This is a genomic window from Chloracidobacterium sp. (assembly GCA_016715795.1).
Lineage (GTDB): Bacteria > Acidobacteriota > Blastocatellia > Pyrinomonadales > Pyrinomonadaceae > OLB17.
Window position 1 is genome coordinate 1,841,274 of sequence record JADJXP010000002.1, and the last position, 17,658, is coordinate 1,858,931.

At 54.2% G+C, this 17,658-nt stretch carries 16 protein-coding genes; 7 read left to right on the forward strand and 9 right to left on the reverse strand.

Annotation, left to right across the window (positions count from 1 at the left end):
- Positions 1-172 precede the first annotated feature (172 nt).
- From lon to IPM59_13525, 4 genes are all read right to left on the reverse strand, one after another.
- Positions 173-2,545: an endopeptidase La gene (lon, locus tag IPM59_13510; GenBank protein MBK9216585.1), complete on the reverse strand. Its 2,373-nt coding sequence runs from the start codon at positions 2,543-2,545 to the stop codon at positions 173-175.
- Between the two features lie 100 nt (positions 2,546-2,645).
- Positions 2,646-2,984, reverse strand: a complete 339-nt coding sequence (locus IPM59_13515; GenBank protein MBK9216586.1) for a type II toxin-antitoxin system PemK/MazF family toxin — start codon at positions 2,982-2,984, stop codon at positions 2,646-2,648.
- On the reverse strand, positions 2,971-3,207 hold the full coding sequence (locus tag IPM59_13520; GenBank protein MBK9216587.1) for a hypothetical protein: 237 nt from the start codon (positions 3,205-3,207) through the stop codon (positions 2,971-2,973). Before IPM59_13520 ends, IPM59_13515 begins: the two co-directional genes overlap by 14 nt.
- Positions 3,208-3,212: 5 nt before the next feature.
- Positions 3,213-3,410, reverse strand: coding sequence for a DUF433 domain-containing protein (locus tag IPM59_13525; protein MBK9216588.1), 198 nt, complete (start codon positions 3,408-3,410; stop codon positions 3,213-3,215).
- A gap of 194 nt (positions 3,411-3,604) precedes the next feature.
- On the opposite strand from IPM59_13525, the gene IPM59_13530 reads away from it, so the two are divergent.
- Positions 3,605-4,366, forward strand: coding sequence for an HNH endonuclease (locus IPM59_13530; GenBank protein MBK9216589.1), 762 nt, complete (start codon positions 3,605-3,607; stop codon positions 4,364-4,366).
- Positions 4,367-4,532: 166 nt separating this feature from the next.
- Here the strand turns inward: IPM59_13530 and IPM59_13535 are convergent, their stop codons facing one another.
- The 5 genes from IPM59_13535 to IPM59_13555 form a co-directional block, all read right to left on the reverse strand.
- A complete protein-coding gene (locus tag IPM59_13535) occupies positions 4,533-5,372 on the reverse strand; it encodes a Bro-N domain-containing protein (GenBank protein MBK9216590.1) in 840 nt (279 codons plus the stop codon).
- 450 nt (positions 5,373-5,822) lie between these two features.
- Positions 5,823-6,976, reverse strand: a protein-coding gene (locus tag IPM59_13540; protein ID MBK9216591.1) for an IS3 family transposase whose coding sequence is annotated in 2 segments (ribosomal slippage) — positions 5,823-6,724 and positions 6,724-6,976 — 1,155 coding nt in all. Because the reading frame shifts where the segments join, the coding sequence is not laid out codon by codon here.
- A gap of 83 nt (positions 6,977-7,059) precedes the next feature.
- Positions 7,060-7,398: a transcriptional repressor NrdR gene (gene nrdR, locus IPM59_13545; GenBank protein MBK9216592.1), complete on the reverse strand. Its 339-nt coding sequence runs from the start codon at positions 7,396-7,398 to the stop codon at positions 7,060-7,062.
- Between the two features lie 933 nt (positions 7,399-8,331).
- Positions 8,332-8,817 carry a transcriptional repressor NrdR gene (nrdR, locus tag IPM59_13550; GenBank protein MBK9216593.1) on the reverse strand — a complete coding sequence of 162 codons (486 nt, stop codon included), beginning with the start codon at positions 8,815-8,817 and terminating at the stop codon, positions 8,332-8,334.
- Between the two features lie 83 nt (positions 8,818-8,900).
- The gene (locus tag IPM59_13555; GenBank protein MBK9216594.1) at positions 8,901-9,962 is read right to left on the reverse strand and encodes a flippase-like domain-containing protein; all 1,062 of its coding nucleotides are present in this window, start codon (positions 9,960-9,962) and stop codon (positions 8,901-8,903) included.
- Positions 9,963-10,393: 431 nt separating this feature from the next.
- Between IPM59_13555 and IPM59_13560 the strand changes: the two genes are divergently transcribed.
- The 6 genes from IPM59_13560 to IPM59_13585 all read left to right on the forward strand — a co-directional run bounded on the left by IPM59_13560 (position 10,394) and on the right by IPM59_13585 (position 17,657).
- Positions 10,394-10,780, forward strand: a complete 387-nt coding sequence (locus IPM59_13560) for a hypothetical protein (protein ID MBK9216595.1) — start codon at positions 10,394-10,396, stop codon at positions 10,778-10,780.
- A 137-nt stretch (positions 10,781-10,917) separates the two neighbouring features.
- A complete protein-coding gene (locus IPM59_13565; GenBank protein ID MBK9216596.1) occupies positions 10,918-12,069 on the forward strand; it encodes an adenine-specific methyltransferase EcoRI family protein in 1,152 nt (383 codons plus the stop codon).
- Between the two features lie 948 nt (positions 12,070-13,017).
- Positions 13,018-13,452 (forward strand): IS200/IS605 family transposase, encoded by a 435-nt coding sequence (tnpA, locus tag IPM59_13570; protein ID MBK9216597.1) that lies wholly within the window; start codon positions 13,018-13,020, stop codon positions 13,450-13,452.
- 99 nt (positions 13,453-13,551) lie between these two features.
- A complete protein-coding gene (locus tag IPM59_13575; GenBank protein ID MBK9216598.1) occupies positions 13,552-14,718 on the forward strand; it encodes a DUF262 domain-containing protein in 1,167 nt (388 codons plus the stop codon).
- 296 nt (positions 14,719-15,014) lie between these two features.
- Positions 15,015-16,838: a phage terminase large subunit gene (gene terL / locus IPM59_13580; GenBank protein MBK9216599.1), complete on the forward strand. Its 1,824-nt coding sequence runs from the start codon at positions 15,015-15,017 to the stop codon at positions 16,836-16,838.
- Positions 16,839-17,081: 243 nt separating this feature from the next.
- A complete protein-coding gene (locus IPM59_13585; protein MBK9216600.1) occupies positions 17,082-17,657 on the forward strand; it encodes a sigma-70 family RNA polymerase sigma factor in 576 nt (191 codons plus the stop codon).
- Position 17,658: the final 1 nt, after the last annotated feature.

The following is a 17,658-nucleotide window of genomic DNA, read 5'->3' on the forward strand; positions in this document are numbered from 1 at the left end:
AAACTAGGTTACACCTCATCAGAACCGCTGTCAACGCTTTCGAACCCCGGAAAACTGCTCCTCCGCGACCTCCGCGTCTTCTCTCTGTGCTCTCTGCGTGGAAGTTTTGTTCCTCGCAGAGTTCGCAGAGAAAATGCGCAGTGACACGCAGAGAGTTAAGCAAACCTGCGAGCTAGGCCGCTTTCAATGCCTTGACCTTCACTTTTTCAACCTGAGGCTTTGCCTCGCGGAGTGCGACGTCGAACACCTGCCGCACGTTCTCGACAAAAATAAACGTCAAATCGTCGCGAACTTCCTGCGGCAGGTCCTCAAGATCTCGCTCGTTGGGAGCGGGCAAAATGACGGTCTTGATCTTTGCCCGTCGCGCCGCGAGTAGCTTTTCCTTGACGCCGCCGATCGGCAGCACGTTGCCGCGAAGCGTGATCTCGCCGGTCATCGCGACATCCTTTCGCACCGGACGCTGTGCAAGTGTTGAAACCAAAGCAGTTGCCATCGAAACACCGGCGCTCGGCCCGTCCTTTGGCACGGCACCTTCGGGCAGATGAATATGTATATCAAAATTCTCAAACACGCTGTCGTCTATGCCCAGATCGCCGGCTCGGGCCTTAGCGTAAGAGAACGCCGCCTGTGCCGATTCCTGCATTACCTCGCCAAGCTGGCCCGTGAGCAGCAGCTTACCCTTGCCCTTGGTTTTCAACGCCTCGATAAACAGGATATCGCCGCCAACCGCCGTCCACGCGAGGCCCGTAACGGTGCCGATCTCATCCTTTTTCAAGGCTCCTTCAGTAAAGATCTTGGGCACACGCAGGAATTCCTTCAGGTTCTCCGGCGTTACACGCGTCGGTGCAAAATCACCGTCGGCCTCCGCCTTTGCTTTGGCGACACGGCGGCAGACTTTGCCGATCTCGCGTTCGAGATGCCGGAGGCCGGCCTCCTGCGTGTATTCGCTGATGATCCGCTTGATGGCCTTCGCCTCGAATTTGACGTCCTTTTTCTCAAGGCCGTTCTCGTCGATCTGTTTGGGGATAAGGTGACGTTTGGCGATCTCGAGCTTTTCTTCCTCGGTGTAGCCCGACAGCGAGATCGTCTCCATGCGGTCGCGCAGGGCCGGCTGGATCGTGTCGAGCATGTTCGCCGTGGTCATGAACATCACGTTCGAGAGGTCGAATGTCAGGTTCAGATAGTTGTCGCGAAACGCAAAATTCTGCTCCGGATCGAGCACTTCGAGCAACGCCGACGACGGGTCGCCGCGAAAATCCGCACCGACCTTATCGATCTCGTCGAGCATTATCAGCGGATTGTTCGTGGCCGCCTGCTGAATTCCCTGAATGATCCGCCCCGGCATCGCACCGACGTAAGTGCGGCGATGCCCGCGGATTTCCGCCTCGTCGTGCAAACCGCCAAGCGACAGCCGCACAAACTTCCTGTTCAAAGCCCTCGCGACCGACCTTCCCAGCGAGGTCTTACCCACGCCCGGCGGCCCGACGAGACACAGGATCGAGCCCTTTGGCTTCTCACGCAATTTGCGCACGGCCAACGCCTCGACGATGCGTTCCTTGACGCGTTCGAGGCCGTAATGGTCGGCGTCCAGAATTCTCTCGGCCTTCTTGAGATCGAGATTGTCCTTTGACTGCTTCGACCACGGCAGTTCCGTCATTACGTCCAGCCAATTCCTTAAGGTAGCCGTCTCGGCCGTGTCGGGATGCATCCGTTCGAGCTTCTTCAATTGCCTAAGCGCTTCTTCCTCGGCCGCCTCGGGCATCTTTGCCTTGAGGATCTTGTCGCGATACTGCTCGATCTCCTCAAACAGCTCATTGCCCTCGCCAAGCTCTGCCTGGATCGCCTTTAACTGCTGCCTGAGGAAATATTCCCGCTGCGAACGGTCGATGTCGGAGCGCGCCTGCGCGTTGATCTCCTGCTGAACGGTCAGCACGTCGATCTCTTTTGACAGCAGATCATTCACGCGCTTGAGCCGCGGCACGGGGTCCTCGATATCGAGCACCGATTGAGCGTCTTCGACCTTTAGCTCGAGATTCGATGCTGCGAGATCGGCCAGCCGGCCCGCGTCGTCGAGGTTCGCAATGATCGCCAGCACCTCGGGCGAGATGTTCTTGCCCAGGCTCGCGGCCCTGTCCATCGACCCGCGAACATTGCGTATCAAAGCCTCGACCTTCAGGTTATTCTCGCCGCCCATCGGCTCTGTGATCGGCGTGACCTGGGAGGTGACATACTGCCCGCCGCCATCGACCTTGTCCACCCGCACGCGCGACAGCCCCTGTATCAATATGCGAATTCGCCCGTCCGGCAGCTTGAGCATCCGCATGATGATCGCCACCGTGCCCACCGTATAAAGGTCCGCCTGCTCGGGCTCCTCTTTATTGACGTCCTTCTGCGAGACCAGCAATATCATCCGGTCCTTATTCAACGCCTCTTCCACCGCCCGTATCGACCTGTCCCGCGAAACAAACAGCGGCACGATCATAAACGGATAAATAACAATATCCCGCAAAGGCAGCACCGGCAGCTCCGCCGGGATCTGCATCATCGGCTCAACGATCTCAGCCTCAGCCAACGCCACCGGAAATTCATCCAACTCGACCATAAACTTCTATGTTATGGGAATTACTGAGAAACGGCAAAAACCGCTACTGCCGGGTCAAGTAGCTGCCCAATTTCTCAAGCAATCGTCGATGTCGAATCGAAGAGATGGCGCCGATAGACCCGGCGATCTTGCTTTGGGGAATGACGGCGAGGAATCCCAGGCGTATCAGCGATGGTTCGACGAGGCCGGTTGAACTGTAATCTTCATCTTCGCCCGACACAAACTCGTCAAAGCCCGCGACCATCTGCCGCATCTGTGTACTGACGCCGCACACAAGCGCGTCCGCAAACGGCCGCATCTCGCGCAAAAAGACGACCGGGCGATTCTTGACGGCGTTATCGGCCTGAGGCATCGCCACCAGGACGATGTCACCTTCCTTCATACGCAGGATTGTGTTCCTTGATCAGTTCGGTCGGGTATTCCGGCTCTTCCGAGCCATAGGCGCGCTCCAAGCCCTCTAACGCAAGTGCATATAAGTTCGCCCCATGGCCGTTAGTCGACTGGACGACGCTAACGACCAATTCTGTATCCGGCTCCAGCTCATACGGCTCATTCAGCACAATATGCTCCCCGTCAAAATGGGCCTTTAGGTTGACTACTTCCATAACAACTACGCCGCGAACAGCAGACAAGCATCGAGGTCAGCTTGTTCGAGATCCTCATAGTCCGCGAGTATCTCCTCCGCGCTCATCCCCGAAGCCATCAATTCGAGCATGTTCTCGACGGGATACCGCTTATTCCTGATCGTCGGCTTGCCATGACAAACCTCAGGATTGATCGTGATCCGCCCCAAAAGCTCGTTTTCCATACGCTTCGATACTAGCACAGTCCAACGACGCCAGAATTTTCAGTTCTCAATTCGTATCCCCCAACTCGACCATAAAGTTCTATGTTATTGGGAGAGCAAAGAAACGGCAAAAACCCCTTCGGCCTCGAATAATCATGGACAAATGGGTGATTCCGAACCCAGGGACCTGAGTTTTGTGATAAATATGTTCCACTATGGCGAACAATTGGACGCGAGAACAACTAATCGTTGCATTCAATCTCTATTGCAAGATCCCATTTAGCAAGTCGGTTCAAGGTAATCCCGATGTGATCAGGGTCGCAAAGCTCATCGGACGGACACCGTCTGCAGTTGCGTTCAAGCTCGGTAATTTCGGGAGCTTTGACCCAGAGCTAAAAAAGCGCGGCATTGGAGGTCTACCAAATACAGGCAAACTCGATAAAGAGATCTGGGATGAGTTCCATAGCAACTGGGAGGAGTTGGCATTTCAGAGCGAACTCCTGGTTGCTCAATTCGAAAATAAGACAATCGAACAAATCGCCGATCTTGATCTTTCAGGCCGGCCCGTCGGCGATGAAAGGGAAAGTCTTGTCAGAGTTCGTGTAAATCAGAGTTTCTTTCGTCAGTCCGTAATGTCGATCTATGGAAGCAAATGCTGTATCACCGGTCTGGATATGCCATCGCTTCTAGTCGCCAGTCACATCGTCCCTTGGCGCAGCGACGTTGCCAACCGAACGAACCCGCAGAACGGTCTTTGCTTGAACTCATTGCATGACAAAGCGTTTGACCAAGGCCTAATTACAATTACGACTGACTTCAAGGTGAAGGTCTCCGCTCGCCTCAAAGAGTCAAGCAGCCGAGAATTCGTACAAGTATTCTTCCTTGAGTACGAAGATCGCGAAATCTCGCTGCCGGACAAGTTCCGTCCTGAATCGGGTTTCCTCGCGTTTCATAACGAGTCGGTTTTCAAAAGCTAATTCTTGCAGCTTCCGCCCCAGATTAAATTACGGAACGGCCGTTTTTTGCGGGGGCGGGCGCTTTCAACTGAGAATTCTGCCGTCAGGAACCCGCCAGTGTTTAGGTAGGCCCAAAACGGTGAGAATTCAGAATTCAGAATGTACGAACGCGGGGCCGTCTTTTCTCTTACTTCTTACGTAATTTCTTTTGAGGGCTGGTTGGCGGCGGCAGGAAGTTTTCGCCGGTGACGACGCGGCGGCCGGTTTTGTCTTCGAGTTCGAGGCGGGCGCGTTTTGCGATGCGGCCGCCTTTTTGGCCGGCGGTCGAGTTTTCGTCCATTCCGATCGCATTTTCGCTCTCGGCGATCTGTCGGGTCGAGAGTTCGGCGAGCGCGGTAAAGATCCGTTCGGCCTCGGACATGTGATCGCGGAGGTTCTGCGTCTTGAGCCCCTTGATGTCTTTGTGCTCTTTGACCGTGACGCCGCTCCATTCCTGATGGATGATGTTGGTGAGGATCGCGTATTCTTCCTGCGTCGTGATCTCGTGGTCCTTCCAGTAATCGGTCAGCTTGTTTCGGGTCTCCTGGCCCATCATCCGCTGCTGGATCCACTTCTCGCTTCGGCCCTGCTGCTTCCAATAATCGCGAGCCCGGTCCAGCGAATTCGCCGGATCACGCATGTCCTTGATCCTTTCATAACCGACCCTCGCCAGCCACTGTTTGAAAGGCTCCGCTTTCGGTGAAGGGATTGACTGGATAATTCGCAGCAGGCCTTGGACATCGGCACAGTCGGTCTCACGCATCTTTCCATCGGGTGCGGTCAGCTTCAACTGTCGACAAATTGTCGACAGTTCAAATCCATCCTCGCCTTTAACGCGGCGTTTCATCTTAAACCAGTAATCACGCGGATTCGCGCTATCGGTCAGTGCCCCGACCACGTCGATCACTGAGAAATACCACGCCTCGGCCTGCTCGTCGTAAAGCCGGCGTATCCTGTAGGCCTCAAATGCTACCAGAGCACTTTCCATATTTTGCACAAAATTATACCGCGCCCGAGCGGTTTTTGCGGGGGCGGGCGGGCTCCTTCAATTGAGAATGGAGAATGGAGAATTCGGAATTCTGGCGTCAGGAACCCGCCGGTGTTTGGGTGGGCCCCAAACGGTGAGAATTGAGAATCGACGATTCCGTAGTTCGGGCTGCTTCCGGGATTCAATGAATTCCTCCACGTCATGGGATCATCGATTCGACTCCGGCACGAGCCGCCTTTCTGTCGATAGGTGGGAAAATTTGTCTATAGACCCGGGAATTTTGTCGATACAACCGGGGAATTTTGTCGATACAACCGGGGAATTTTGTCGATACAACCGGGGAATTTTGTCGATACAACCGGGGAATTTGTCGATACAACCGGGGAATTTTGTCGATACAACCGGGGAATTTGTCGATACAAAGTGGCCGATCTGTCCAGCCCCCTGTTTTTACCCCAGGTGGAAAGCTAGTGTTTTTGGTCTAACTGCCGTCGGATCGTGATCGAGTTTGGTGGCAGCCGAGCCGGAGGCGAGGCTGGCAGCAAACTCGGCGGGTGTGAGATAGCCAAGCGACGAATGCGGGCGCGTCGTGTTATAGAATTTCCGCCAGCTTTCGATCACTACCCGTGCTTCCCACATCGAACTGAACCACCTTTGGCCCAGCAGTTCATCGCGCAGCTTGCCGTTAAAGCTCTCGCATTTGCCGTTCTGCCAAGGCTTGCCCGGTGCGATGAACATCGGCTGAATGTTGTTTGCCGAGAGCCATTCGCGGGTCGCCCCGGCGATGAATTCACTGCCGTTGTCCGAGCGGATCATCTGAGGGCATCCTCTCTCGCGGCAAACCCGCTCAAGCACCCGTCTCACGCCCCTCGCCGTGATCGATGATGCGACCTCGACCGCAAGGCATTCCCTCGTGTATTCATCAACCAGCGTCAGCATCTTCAGCTTTCGCCCCGAAACTGCCTGATCGAATACAAAATCGTAAGTCCACACCTGGTTCGCCTTCTCGGCCTTTGGAACGATCATCTGCACGTCCTGACGCCGTCTTTTCGGCCTTTTCCTCGCAAGCTGCAGCTTCAGCTTCTTCCACCAGCGATGCACACGCTTGATGTTCACCACCTCTCCGGCCCGTCGCAGCATCGCCCATATCCGCCGATACCCGAATCGCGGATAAGCAAGCGCCAACTCCTTTATCCGCTCTGAGATCGGGTCAGGTGCTCGCTCTCGCCGCTCGTACCGATAGCTCTTTCGCTCCAGTTCCAACAAAGCACACGAGAACCGCTCGCTCATACCCGCACCGATCATTATCCTCACTGCCTCTCGCCGGTCCGACACGCCTACCACTTTTTTTTAAGCACCTCTTTGATCGCGTCGATCTCAAGATCGCGCTCAGCCAGCAGACGCTTCAACCGTGCGTTCTCCTGCACCAGCGTTCGGTACTCCCGTACCTCCTCGACATCCATCGACCCAAACCGCTTCTTCCACCCGTAGAACGTCGTCTCGTGCACTCCCTTCTCACGGCAATATTCCTTAACGCCTTTCCCGCTCGCCTCCGCCCCTCGCAAGATCCCCACGATCTGCTCTTCCGTATACTTTTTCCTCATTGCAAGAACCTTCCTCCATTCTATTTGATTCTTGCTTTCCACTTGGGGTAATTTTACGGGAGCAGGTCAGATCCGTGGGCAGGCTACTTCTTCTTCTTTTTCTTATCCGCGGAGGTGCGGGCACCGACGAGGATCTTTAGTTCGGACATAAATGCACCTATGTCTTCGAACTCTAGATAGACCGAGGCGAAGCGGACGTAGGCTACCTTGTCGAGGGATTTGAGGCGGCGCATTATCGTCTTGCCGATATCCTGCGTGGACAGCTCGCGGTCGAGCGAATCCTGCACGTTGCGTTCGACCTCGTCGGCGATGCGTTCGAGCTGCGGCGTCGAAATAGGCCGCTTTTCACAGGCCCGCAGCAGGCCGGCCATTACTTTGTCGCGGTAAAAATGCTCGCGCTTGCCGTCCTTTTTGACGACCATGTAAGGAATCTCGTCGACTACGGCCAGCCAGGGAATATCATATCCCTACCCCAGGCGGAGCAAAGTGCCGTCGCTTTGCTGATGTTGCCGCTCTAAGGAACGGGGTACCTGTCGAGTTCCACCAAGTGGGATGGCAAACGAAGGGGGGCATTCCTGTTGCTCGTGAGCGAGCAGCGAATAATGACATCTTTAAAGCGACGGGCATGCAGCCATATGTCTGGCCATTCTAGCAGCATGGGACATCAGCTGAGATACTATCTATCCTTGAACGACCTTTTGGCTTTAGAGGAAAATCTACTCGCCCTGGAGCCAACGGCGTTACTCCACGAGAAATCTGTCGGACCGGAGCCCCGGGTTCTTAAGTCTAGCAATCTCATAGAAGATGGGAATCGGTGGCATCACTTTTATCTCGTCAGACAATCTGACATAGCGGGGGTATCCACTATCCACGTGCCGTCGCAGAATAATTGGCACATCGATGAGCTTAGATCGCCGGTAATCGAATTCAATCATTGTGTCCACGAGAACAATATTCTCCGTCCCGGTCGCCTGTATTACATAAGTGATTACTATGATAAGTCGGGCCGACTGGTTCGAAAAGCTCCCGATTTTAGGAGGTGGGCCAAGAAAGTGCTTTCCGAGGCTCAAAATACTCTCAGCTACGATCGACCCCTGAAAGCCCATCTGGGTCGGGAGGCGGCATCAATGCGGGAGAACGGTCTATTATTGGCCACGTTCTAAAGACCGAGGACGAAGCAGACGGAACGTACGCGAGAGCAGTAGCGGATGGTAGCGGATGAGAGGATGGTGAGAGGATGGGGTCAATCCTGCGATATTCGAGTCGTTTATATGAATCTCGGACGGCGAGACGAATGCAAACGAAATCGCAGGATTGACCCCGTCCTCTCTATTACCACCGCCTCGCATTTCAAGTCATTTTTTCTTCTTTTTCTTATCGGCGGCCGTTCGGGAGCCGACGAGGATCTTTAGTTCGGACATAAAGGCTCCTATGTCTTCGAACTCCAGGTAAACCGAGGCGAAGCGGACGTAGGCTACCTTGTCGAGGGATTTTAGGCGGCGCATTATCGTCTTGCCGATATCCTGCGTGGACAGCTCACGGTCGAGCGAGTCCTGCACGTTGCGCTCGACCTCGTCGGCGATCTTTTCGAGCTGCGGCATGGAAATAGGCCGCTTTTCACAGGCCCGCAGCAGGCCGGCCATTACTTTGTCGCGGTAAAAATGCTCGCGCTTGCCGTCCTTTTTGACGACCATGTACGGGATCTCGTCGATGCGTTCGTAGGAGGTGAAACGCCGCCCGCAGCCCAGGCATTCGCGCCGCCGGCGGATCGAATCGCCATCCTTCGCCTCACGCGAATCGACGACCTTATCTTCGATTGTTGAGCAAAATGGACAACGCATAGTGCAGTGAACAGTGAATAACTAACAGTGAGCAATTAAGAGTGAATAGCGTCCGTTGTTCACTGTTCGCTATTCGTTGTTCACTATTTCTCCGGCACGAAGTCAGGCGAATCCGATTCGATCTCGCGCTCGGCGTTCTCGCTTGAGAGCAGACTGCGGAACTTCTCGACACTGATATCGCCGTGGAACAGATAGTATAGCCCAAAAAGCAGCGCCGGGACGAAATAGATCAGGTGCATCATTATCGAGCTGCCGGCGGCTACGTCGCGGTCATAGCCGAGGATGATGATGCTGCCGGCCGTCGCGGCATGGAACGCCCCGGCCGCACCGCCCGGCGTCGGTATCAGCGAACCGAGCGACGCCACGCCCATCACGAACGTCGAATCAAGAAACGCCACCGGCAGCCCGAATGCAAGCAGGATCAGCCACGTCGGAAGGGCGATCGCCAGCCACAGCACGGCCGTCCAAAAGATCGCAAGGGCAACATCGACGGGGCTTTTTAGGATATCGAGCGACACGGCGAGCCGCTTGAGCAGGCTCAGGAATATCTCACGCACGCGTCGCGGGATGAACCGCCTGTCAGTCAGCCGCGTGAACCAGCCGATGATCGGCTCAGAATACCGGTAATAGACGATCAGGCCGATGATACCGAGCACGATAATGCCGCCGAGCGTATTGCCGACGACCTTGATCGAGGCAAACTCTGCTTCGTGGCCCGGCGGATTGCGAAACCAGATGAGGCTGATCGAAAAGAACGCCATCAGCGATGCCAGATCGAGGATGCGTTCGATAAATATCGTCACCAACGCCGCACTTGGCCTGATGCGCTCGTCACGCATCGGCAGCCACATCGGCCGCACGATCTCGCCCGCACGCCCGACCAGCAGGATCGCCGCAAAGCCGACCGTCGTCGTCGCGAAAAGGTCGCGTATCCTTGTATGGGCAACCGGCCTGAGCAGCACCTGCCACCTGACCGCACGAACAAAATAGCCGATGCAAATGCCGACAAATGCAAGCCCGAGGTAGAGCGGATCTGCCTTAGCCAAACCGGCACGCACCTGCTGCCAGTCGAGGTTCCGGCCAAAGTACCAGAACAGGACCAGCATCAAGAGCACCAGCACGATGAATTTTAGATACTTGCGCAAATCTTCGCCCCTATTCGACCGTCAATAACAGTCCCGGCCAACTAAGCATAAAGACAAACGATACCGTATTCCCCCAAAAATCCTAAACCCCGACAGCGAACCATAGGCCCGGAACGCCCAAAAACTGTATCGACAGAACTGCCGTTTGTATCGACAAATTTTACCGGTTGTATCGACACTTTTTGGTGAATTTTCGCGCCCGTTCCGCTTCAATACGCCGCTTGGGCGTCGTCCGCGTCAACGGTTCGCGGGTGCGGAAGCGTCAGGAATTCAACAGATCAACGGATCGCGCAGATTTGGTCTTATTCGTGCATTCGTGGCTATTTGCTTTTGAAGACATGATCAGCCACGAATGCACGAATTAAGACTTGCGATCATTCAATGTTTCGTCTATGATATATAGACCTAACAGTTACACAGGAGATAAAGCCATGAGACTAAAGGAATTTGAAGGAACACCAAACCGCGTCCCGCGAAATGCGGTGACGGTCACGCTCAATCACCGCGGAGTTCTGCGGCTCAACCCAAAGGCATTTGAGGCTATCGGCGCACCAAAGGCGGTCACACTCCATTACGACGAGAACGAGCGGATAATCGGCATCAAGCCAGAGGACATACGCCGCCGCAACGCGTTTCCGCTAAAAATAAAGGACTACGGCCGCAACCGCGTCGTCCACATACTGCCATTCTGCAAACACTGGATGATCAAGATCGAACGCACCGTCCTCTTTCACGAGATAGACATGACAAACGACGGCATCATGCTGCTCCCACTGGCCAAAACCATCGCCGTAGGCAACGGCTGGACCGCGAGGTGAGCACTCACGGCAAAGGACGCTATCAGTATTCACCGGTTCGTGCTACATTTGCGGCGGGCCTGCGTGAACGCCTGAACCAGTTTCACCCAATTATGCGGCGGCGACTCGCAGCGATGCCGCGGGCCCTTTCCCAACCGATGAGCACACAGTCGCAGAATCGAGATCTGAACGCCGCGAAGGCCGGGAAGAAGGACGAGTTTTATACGCAATACATCGACATTCAGAAAGAGATCGAGGCTTATCTGGAGTTCGACCCGAATACGTTCCGCGATAAGGTCGTTTACTGCAACTGTGACGATCCGTTTGAGAGCAACTTCTTCAAGTACTTCGCCGCTAACTTCAACAAGCTTGGCCTCAAGAAGCTCGTCACTGCCAGCTACGACGGCTCGCCGATCGCGGGGGCACAATTAACTTTCGGAGAATACAGCGAAGGAAACGGCGGGCGCGACAGGCCCAAGGCGGTGGCCTTCGAGATCGAGCAAGTTACGGACATCAACGAAGACGGTGCGACCGACATTGAGGACGTTAAGCTTTTCTTTGAGCAAAACCCTCACAAGCGCCGACCGCTGACGCAGGGCGGCGACTTCCGCAGCCAGGAATGTATTGACCTACTCAAGCAGGCTGACATCGTGGTCACCAACCCGCCGTTCTCTCTGTTCCGTGAGTACATTGAGCAACTCATCCAATACAATAAGAAGTTTCTAATCATTGGCAACCTGAACGCGATCAAATATAAGGTAGTCTTTCCACATTTTCAGGGCGACAAGCTGTGGCTTGGTCCAACTATTACCAGTGGCGACCGGGAATTTCAGGTTCCCGACAGTTACCCTCTCAATGCTGCCGGCTCGCGCGTAGATAAGGACGGAACGAAGTTCATAAGGGTCAAGGGAGTGCGGTGGTTTACCAATCTAGATCATGGGCGTCGCCACCAGCGACTGAACCTCATGACTATGGCGGACAATTTGAAGTTCAATAAGAAGCTTAGTGGAAAAGCGGCTTATGAGGTCTTCGAGAACTACACTGCGATCGAAGTACCGTTCACTGATGCCATAGCGAGCGACTACGAAGGCACGATGGGCGTACCGATCAGTTTTCTCGACAAGTACTCTCCGGAGCAGTTCGAGATTATCTGGCAAGCAAGTGGAAATACTCGGGCGTCCACACCAGCGGAAGTGTTGAAACAGATGGGTTATTCACCCCATCCTGAGGATCGAGGCGGTTGTGCGATCCTTAATGGAAGAAGGACCTACGACAGAATCTTCATCCGCCACCGCCGAAAAGGGGAATGAATTGCCACTAGCTTTAGCTAGTGGTCAACGGGCAGACACAGATTTTGGGCTTTAGCCCAACATTCGGCTAAGCCGGAGATCAATTGTGAAACTTAACCCACTAGCTGAAGCTAGTGGAAATTCAGAGAGAATAAATTGCCACTAGCTTTAGCTAGTGGTCAACGGGCACACACAGATCTTGGGCTTTAGCCCAACATTCGGCTAAAGCCGGAGATCAATTGTGAAACTTAACCCACTAGCTGAAGCTAGTGGAAATTCAGAGAGAATGAATTGCCACTAGCTTTAGCTAGTGGTCAACGGGCACAGACAGATCTTGGGCTTTAGCCCAACATTCGGCTAAAGCCGGAGATCAATTGTGAAACTTAACCCACTAGCTGAAGCTAGTGGAAATTCAGAGAGAATGAATTGCCACTAGCTTTAGCTAGTGGTCAACGGGCACACACAGATCTTGGGCTTTAGCACAACATTCCGCTAAAGCCGGAGATCAATTGTGAAACTTAACCCACTAGCTGAAGCTAGTGGAAATTCAGAGAGAATGAATTGCCACTAGCTTTAGCTAGTGGTCAACGGGCACAGACAGATCTTGGGCTTTAGCCCAACATTCGGCTAAAGCCGGAGATCAATTGTGAAACTTAACCCACTAGCTGAAGCTAGTGGAAATTCAGAGAGAATGAATTGCCACTAGCTTTAACTAGTGGTCAACGGGCACAGACAGATCTTGGGCTTTAGCCCAACATTCGGCTAAAGCCGGAGATCAATTGTGAAACTTAACCCACTAGCTGAAGCTAGTGGAAATTCAGAGAGAATGAATTGCCACTAGCTTTAGCTAGTGGTCAACGGGCAGACACAGATTTTGGGCTTTAGCCCAACATTCGGCTAAAGCCGCAGGAATCTAAAGGAAATCAGTCCACTAGCTAAAGCTAGTGGAGATTCTAAGAAATACAAGCTATGCCGCACATAAGTGTTTGGATACATTTCGTCTGGACGACCAAAAACCGCGAGCCAATGCTTACGGAATCTATCCGTCACAAAGTGTTCGAGCACATTCGCGAAAACGCTCGATCAAAGAATATCTTTATCGCCGCCCTAAATGGCTGGGTTCAGCATGTTCACTGTCTTGTTTCTTTGGGCTCCGGACAAAATCTTGATGAGATAATGCGGCTGCTAAAAGGTGAATCATCGCACTGGATAAACAAAAATCGGCTTGTCCATGGCCGCTTTAGCTGGCAAGAGGAGTATTTTGCGGTTTCGGTTAGCGAATCCGTATTGCCGGGTGTCAAAAAGTACATCGAAGGTCAAGAGGAGCATCATCGCGTTCGTCCGTTTGACGACGAGTTTGATGATTTTCTTGAGAGAGGAGGCTTTAAGAAAGGATTGGGCTAAAGCCCGGTACCTTTTCATGACCTTAACCACTAGCTAAAGCTAGTGGCAATTAATCAAGACAAACGAACTAGCTAAAGCTAGTGGCAATTAATCAAACCTATGGAAACGAAGCTGCGAACCGATCTCACCGTCGCCGACATCTGCGATGGGTTTGTTTATAACCAATTCGAGGGCAAAGGGCTGTATGGCCTCGGCGGAAAGCTGACGATACAACCGGAGTATCAGCGCAACTACATTTACGCGGACGGCGGAGGAAAGCGGGAGCAAGCCGTCATTCAGTCGCTTCTAAAGGGTTATCCGCTTGGGCTGATCTATTTCAACACGGTCGGCGGCGGCAAGTTTGAGGTGCTCGACGGGCAGCAGCGTATCACAAGTATTGGGCGCTTCGTGACGAACAAGTTCGCGATAATGGACAACGGCAATCCTAAGAACATGGACAGCCTGCCCGCCGACCAACGGAAAAGAATTCTGGAATCGAAGTTATTGATCTATGAGTGCGAAGGAACAGAGACCGAGATCAAGCAATGGTTCGAGACGATCAACATCGCGGGCGTGCCGCTCAACAGTCAGGAGTTACTGAACGCCATTTACTCCGGGCCGTTCGTGTCAGCCGCGAAGATCGAGTTTAGCAACAGCCAGAACGCGAATATTCAGAAATGGAGCGCATACGTCCGCGGCAGCGCTAATCGGCAGGAGTTCCTGGAGCGGGCGTTGGATTGGGTGAGCAAGGGCAACATCGGCAAATACATGAGTGCTCACCGCAAGGACAACAACATCACCGAGTTGAAGAACTATTTCAACACGGTGATCGATTGGGTTTCGGGCGTCTTTCTCGATGTTCCAAAGGAAATGCGCGGGCTCGAATGGGGAGCCTGGTATGAGAAGTACCACAAGACGTCCTACGACCCGAAAAAAGTCTCCGCCGAACTCAAAAAGCTCTACGCCGATCCGTATGTGGTCAATAAGAAAGGTATTTTTGAATATATTCTCGACGGCTCGACCAAGACGCAGCTGCTCGATATACGGCTGTTTGACGTTGCCACCAAATCAACGGCCTACGCGCGCCAAACTCAGGCGGCAGAGGCTGAGGGCAAATCCAATTGCTCGTTCTGCGCCATCGGCCACGACTCAAACAAGACCCGCATCTACAAGCAAACCGAAATGGAAGCCGACCACGTGACCGCGTGGAGCAAAGGCGGCACCTCAACCCTCGAAAACTGCGAGATGCTCTGCAAGACGCACAATCAGGCGAAGGGGAATAGATAGGCCTTGGGTTCTCGGTATACGGCTCCGCCGTTCTATTTGCGGAAAAGCTCTGCTTTTCCGGGGAGTCATCCTCTACTGGCGGCTATGCCGCCGCTCCGAACGGCGGCAGAGCCGCAATGGGTTTAGGGGCACTTGCCGGAAAAGCGAAGCTTTTCCGCAAATAGAGCGGCAAAGCCGCAATAAGAAGATAACTTTCTCACTCCCGGTTGTCTCACGCAAGCAACTATTGACAATGATTGCAATATCTGTTATACGATCTAAAACCTATATTTTTCACATAACGAGGAGCAGCAGACATGGGACGCGAACTTTCACAGAAGATGGTCGAGGATGCGAGGACATTGTATTTACAGAACGAGGGAAAGAAGACAGCCGCTATTGAGCGGGAGATGCATGGGCTGGGGTGGACGGGGTTTTACCGGCAGGTCTTATACAACAGGCGGGCGAGGGGCAGAAAAGAGACGCTTGGGTGGCCGGAGAGGTTTGGGTGGCTCGACATCAAACTGGATAGCGGGCTGACGATACGCGAGATCAGGAACGCGCCGAAGGACGAGTTTGAAAAGTGGCTGACGAGCGAGTTTGGCGAGTGGACGTGGTCGTGGCGGTATCAGCGTTATGTCTATGAGCGGCTGGCGGCGATCACGCGGGGCAAGGGTAAGCGGCTGATGATCTTTATGCCGCCGCGACACGGCAAGAGCGAGATGGTCACCGTCCGCTACACGGCGTGGCGGCTGATGCGCGATGCGGGGCTGAATGTGATCCTGGGGAGCTATAACCAGCGGCTGGCGGATAGGTTTAGCCGCAAAATAAAGAGAATAGTTCAGAAAGGACGATTGGATACCCCTAAGGGCGGAAACAAGCTGCCCCTCCAGACCTTAGAGCACTCTGGCGATGAGCAGTCAGATTCAACTGCCGCCAATTCGCAGGTCAGGAAGGCGGCCTTGGCCCCGCCCGCCTCAAGCAGACTCAATATGGCTTCAGAGTGGGAAACGCCGTCGGGTGGAGTGGTGCGTTCGGTCGGTGTTGGCGCGGGCATCGCCGGTTTTGGGGCGGGGCTGATCGTGATCGACGACCCTGTGAGGAACCGCGCGGATGCGGAGTCAAAGACGTATCGCGACCGCGTGTGGGAATGGTTTTCGGACGACATTTACACGCGAATGGAGCCTAACGCGGCGATCATCCTGATACAGACGAGGTGGCATGAGGACGATCTGGCCGGACGGTTGCTGAAGGAAATGGCGGACGGCGGCGAGGCGTGGGAGGTTATCAGTCTTCCGGCATTGGCAGAAGGTATTCAAGGATCAGATTCAACACCGGTAAATTCGCAGGTCGGGAAGGCGGCCTTGGCCCCGCCCACGGAGTCGCCAGCGACAGCGGGCGGGAGCAAGCTGCCCTTCCAGGCCTTAGAGAATGCTGAAGGTGAGCGTGGTCGCGAAAGAGACGCATTAGGACGCATGCCGGGGCAAGCGCTATGCCCGGAGCGGTATAACGAGGAGGCGTTGTTAAAGATACGGCGCAAGTTGGGGTCGTACTCGTTTTCGGCGTTGTATCAGCAGCGGCCGACGCCGGTTGAGGGTGGGCGGTTCAAGCGAGAATGGTTTAGAAAGATCGTTGACCACGCGCCAGCAAATCTGCAGTGGAAGCGCGGTTACGACCTGGCTGTTTCGACAAAGACGTCGGCGGATTACACGGCGAGTTTTCGGTGCGCCAAGGATGCGCAGGGCTTTTTGTATATCGCGGACGGTTTTCGCAAGCGCATCGAGTATCCCGACCAGCGGCGATTTGCGATAGAGAAGATGAAGACGGAGAAAAATACCGAGCACGGCTTTGAAGAGGCCCTGCACGGCAAGGCTTTTTTGCAGGATTTGAGGCGCGAATCGGGCCTCGCCCGCTATGCGTTTCGCGGCGTGCGGGTCGATACGGATAAACTGACACGTGCCCTCGCGTGGCTGAATCTCGCCGAAGAGGGCAAGGTGATACTCGTGCGCGGGGCCTGGATAGACGAGTTTGTCGATGAGGTGTGCCAATTCCCTGCCGCCCGTCACGACGACCAGGTTGACGCCGTCTCGCTGGCCGTAAGCATGATGGGCCGCGCGAGAAACCGAGCATGGGCGTTTTGATCGGGGCAGTGTCTTGATTTGGTTTTATTCGTGCATTCATGGCTATTCTGTTGAAAGCACTGTTGGCCACGAATGCACGAATCAAGGAGCTACCATCATCGGGCACGAAGTTTGATATCCTTTTTCGTGGAACTTTAGGAATTAGCGTCTCGTAACCAATCATTGACAAGGCGAGGGTTCGTGCCGTGTCGGTGACTTAACGGATCGGTTAGAGGAGACGATTCATTGGAAGCTATTCAGGCTGTGACCGAGATAAACGGTGCGGAACTCGTGAGGCGTGCACGCTCAGGCGATGGCGCGGCGTGGGAAGACATTGTCTCGGCGTATAGCCGACGGATATTCAATCTCGCCTACCGCTTCACCTCAAACGCCGACGCAGCCGAGGACCTCACGCAGGATGTTTTCATTCGGGTCTATAAGTCGCTCGATCAGTACGACCCGAAGCAGGGCGACCTGGCGAATTGGCTGATGCGCCTCGCACGCAATTTGATAATCGATGATTACCGCCACCGGCAGCGAAATCCGCAGAATTCGATGGCCGACGCCGTGGACGATCACCAGTATCACCTGCGTGCCGCCGGAACGTCGGCACACCGCGAGATGGAGCGAAAGGAGCTTGCCTCGCAGGTACAGGAAGGCATCGACAAGCTGCCGACCGACCTCAGAACGTGTGTGATATTACGCGATATCGAGGAATTGACATATCAAGAGATCGTTGACGTATTGAAAATTCCCGAGGGCACGGTCAAATCCAGAATTAACCGCGGACGAATAGAATTAGCGAAGATATTGAGACGAATGAGGGTCGTAACTATTTAGG

Bases quoted from the DNA above. Each gene is read 5' to 3' on its own strand.
- terL (MBK9216599.1), top strand. From the start codon at position 15,015: ATGGGACGCGAACTTTCACAGAAGATGGTCGAGGATGCGAGGACATTG.
- IPM59_13520 (MBK9216587.1), bottom strand. From the start codon at position 3,207: ATGGAAGTAGTCAACCTAAAGGCCCATTTTGACGGGGAGCATATTGTG.
- IPM59_13515 (MBK9216586.1), bottom strand. From the start codon at position 2,984: ATGAAGGAAGGTGACATCGTCCTGGTGGCGATGCCTCAGGCCGATAAC.
- tnpA (MBK9216597.1), top strand. From the start codon at position 13,018: ATGCCGCACATAAGTGTTTGGATACATTTCGTCTGGACGACCAAAAAC.
- IPM59_13525 (MBK9216588.1), bottom strand. From the start codon at position 3,410: ATGGAAAACGAGCTTTTGGGGCGGATCACGATCAATCCTGAGGTTTGT.
- nrdR (MBK9216593.1), bottom strand. From the start codon at position 8,817: ATGCGTTGTCCATTTTGCTCAACAATCGAAGATAAGGTCGTCGATTCG.
- IPM59_13530 (MBK9216589.1), top strand. From the start codon at position 3,605: ATGGCGAACAATTGGACGCGAGAACAACTAATCGTTGCATTCAATCTC.
- IPM59_13565 (MBK9216596.1), top strand. From the start codon at position 10,918: ATGAGCACACAGTCGCAGAATCGAGATCTGAACGCCGCGAAGGCCGGG.
- lon (MBK9216585.1), bottom strand. From the start codon at position 2,545: ATGATGCAGATCCCGGCGGAGCTGCCGGTGCTGCCTTTGCGGGATATT.
- nrdR (MBK9216592.1), bottom strand. From the start codon at position 7,398: ATGGTCGTCAAAAAGGACGGCAAGCGCGAGCATTTTTACCGCGACAAA.
- IPM59_13575 (MBK9216598.1), top strand. From the start codon at position 13,552: ATGGAAACGAAGCTGCGAACCGATCTCACCGTCGCCGACATCTGCGAT.
- IPM59_13560 (MBK9216595.1), top strand. From the start codon at position 10,394: ATGAGACTAAAGGAATTTGAAGGAACACCAAACCGCGTCCCGCGAAAT.
- IPM59_13535 (MBK9216590.1), bottom strand. From the start codon at position 5,372: ATGGAAAGTGCTCTGGTAGCATTTGAGGCCTACAGGATACGCCGGCTT.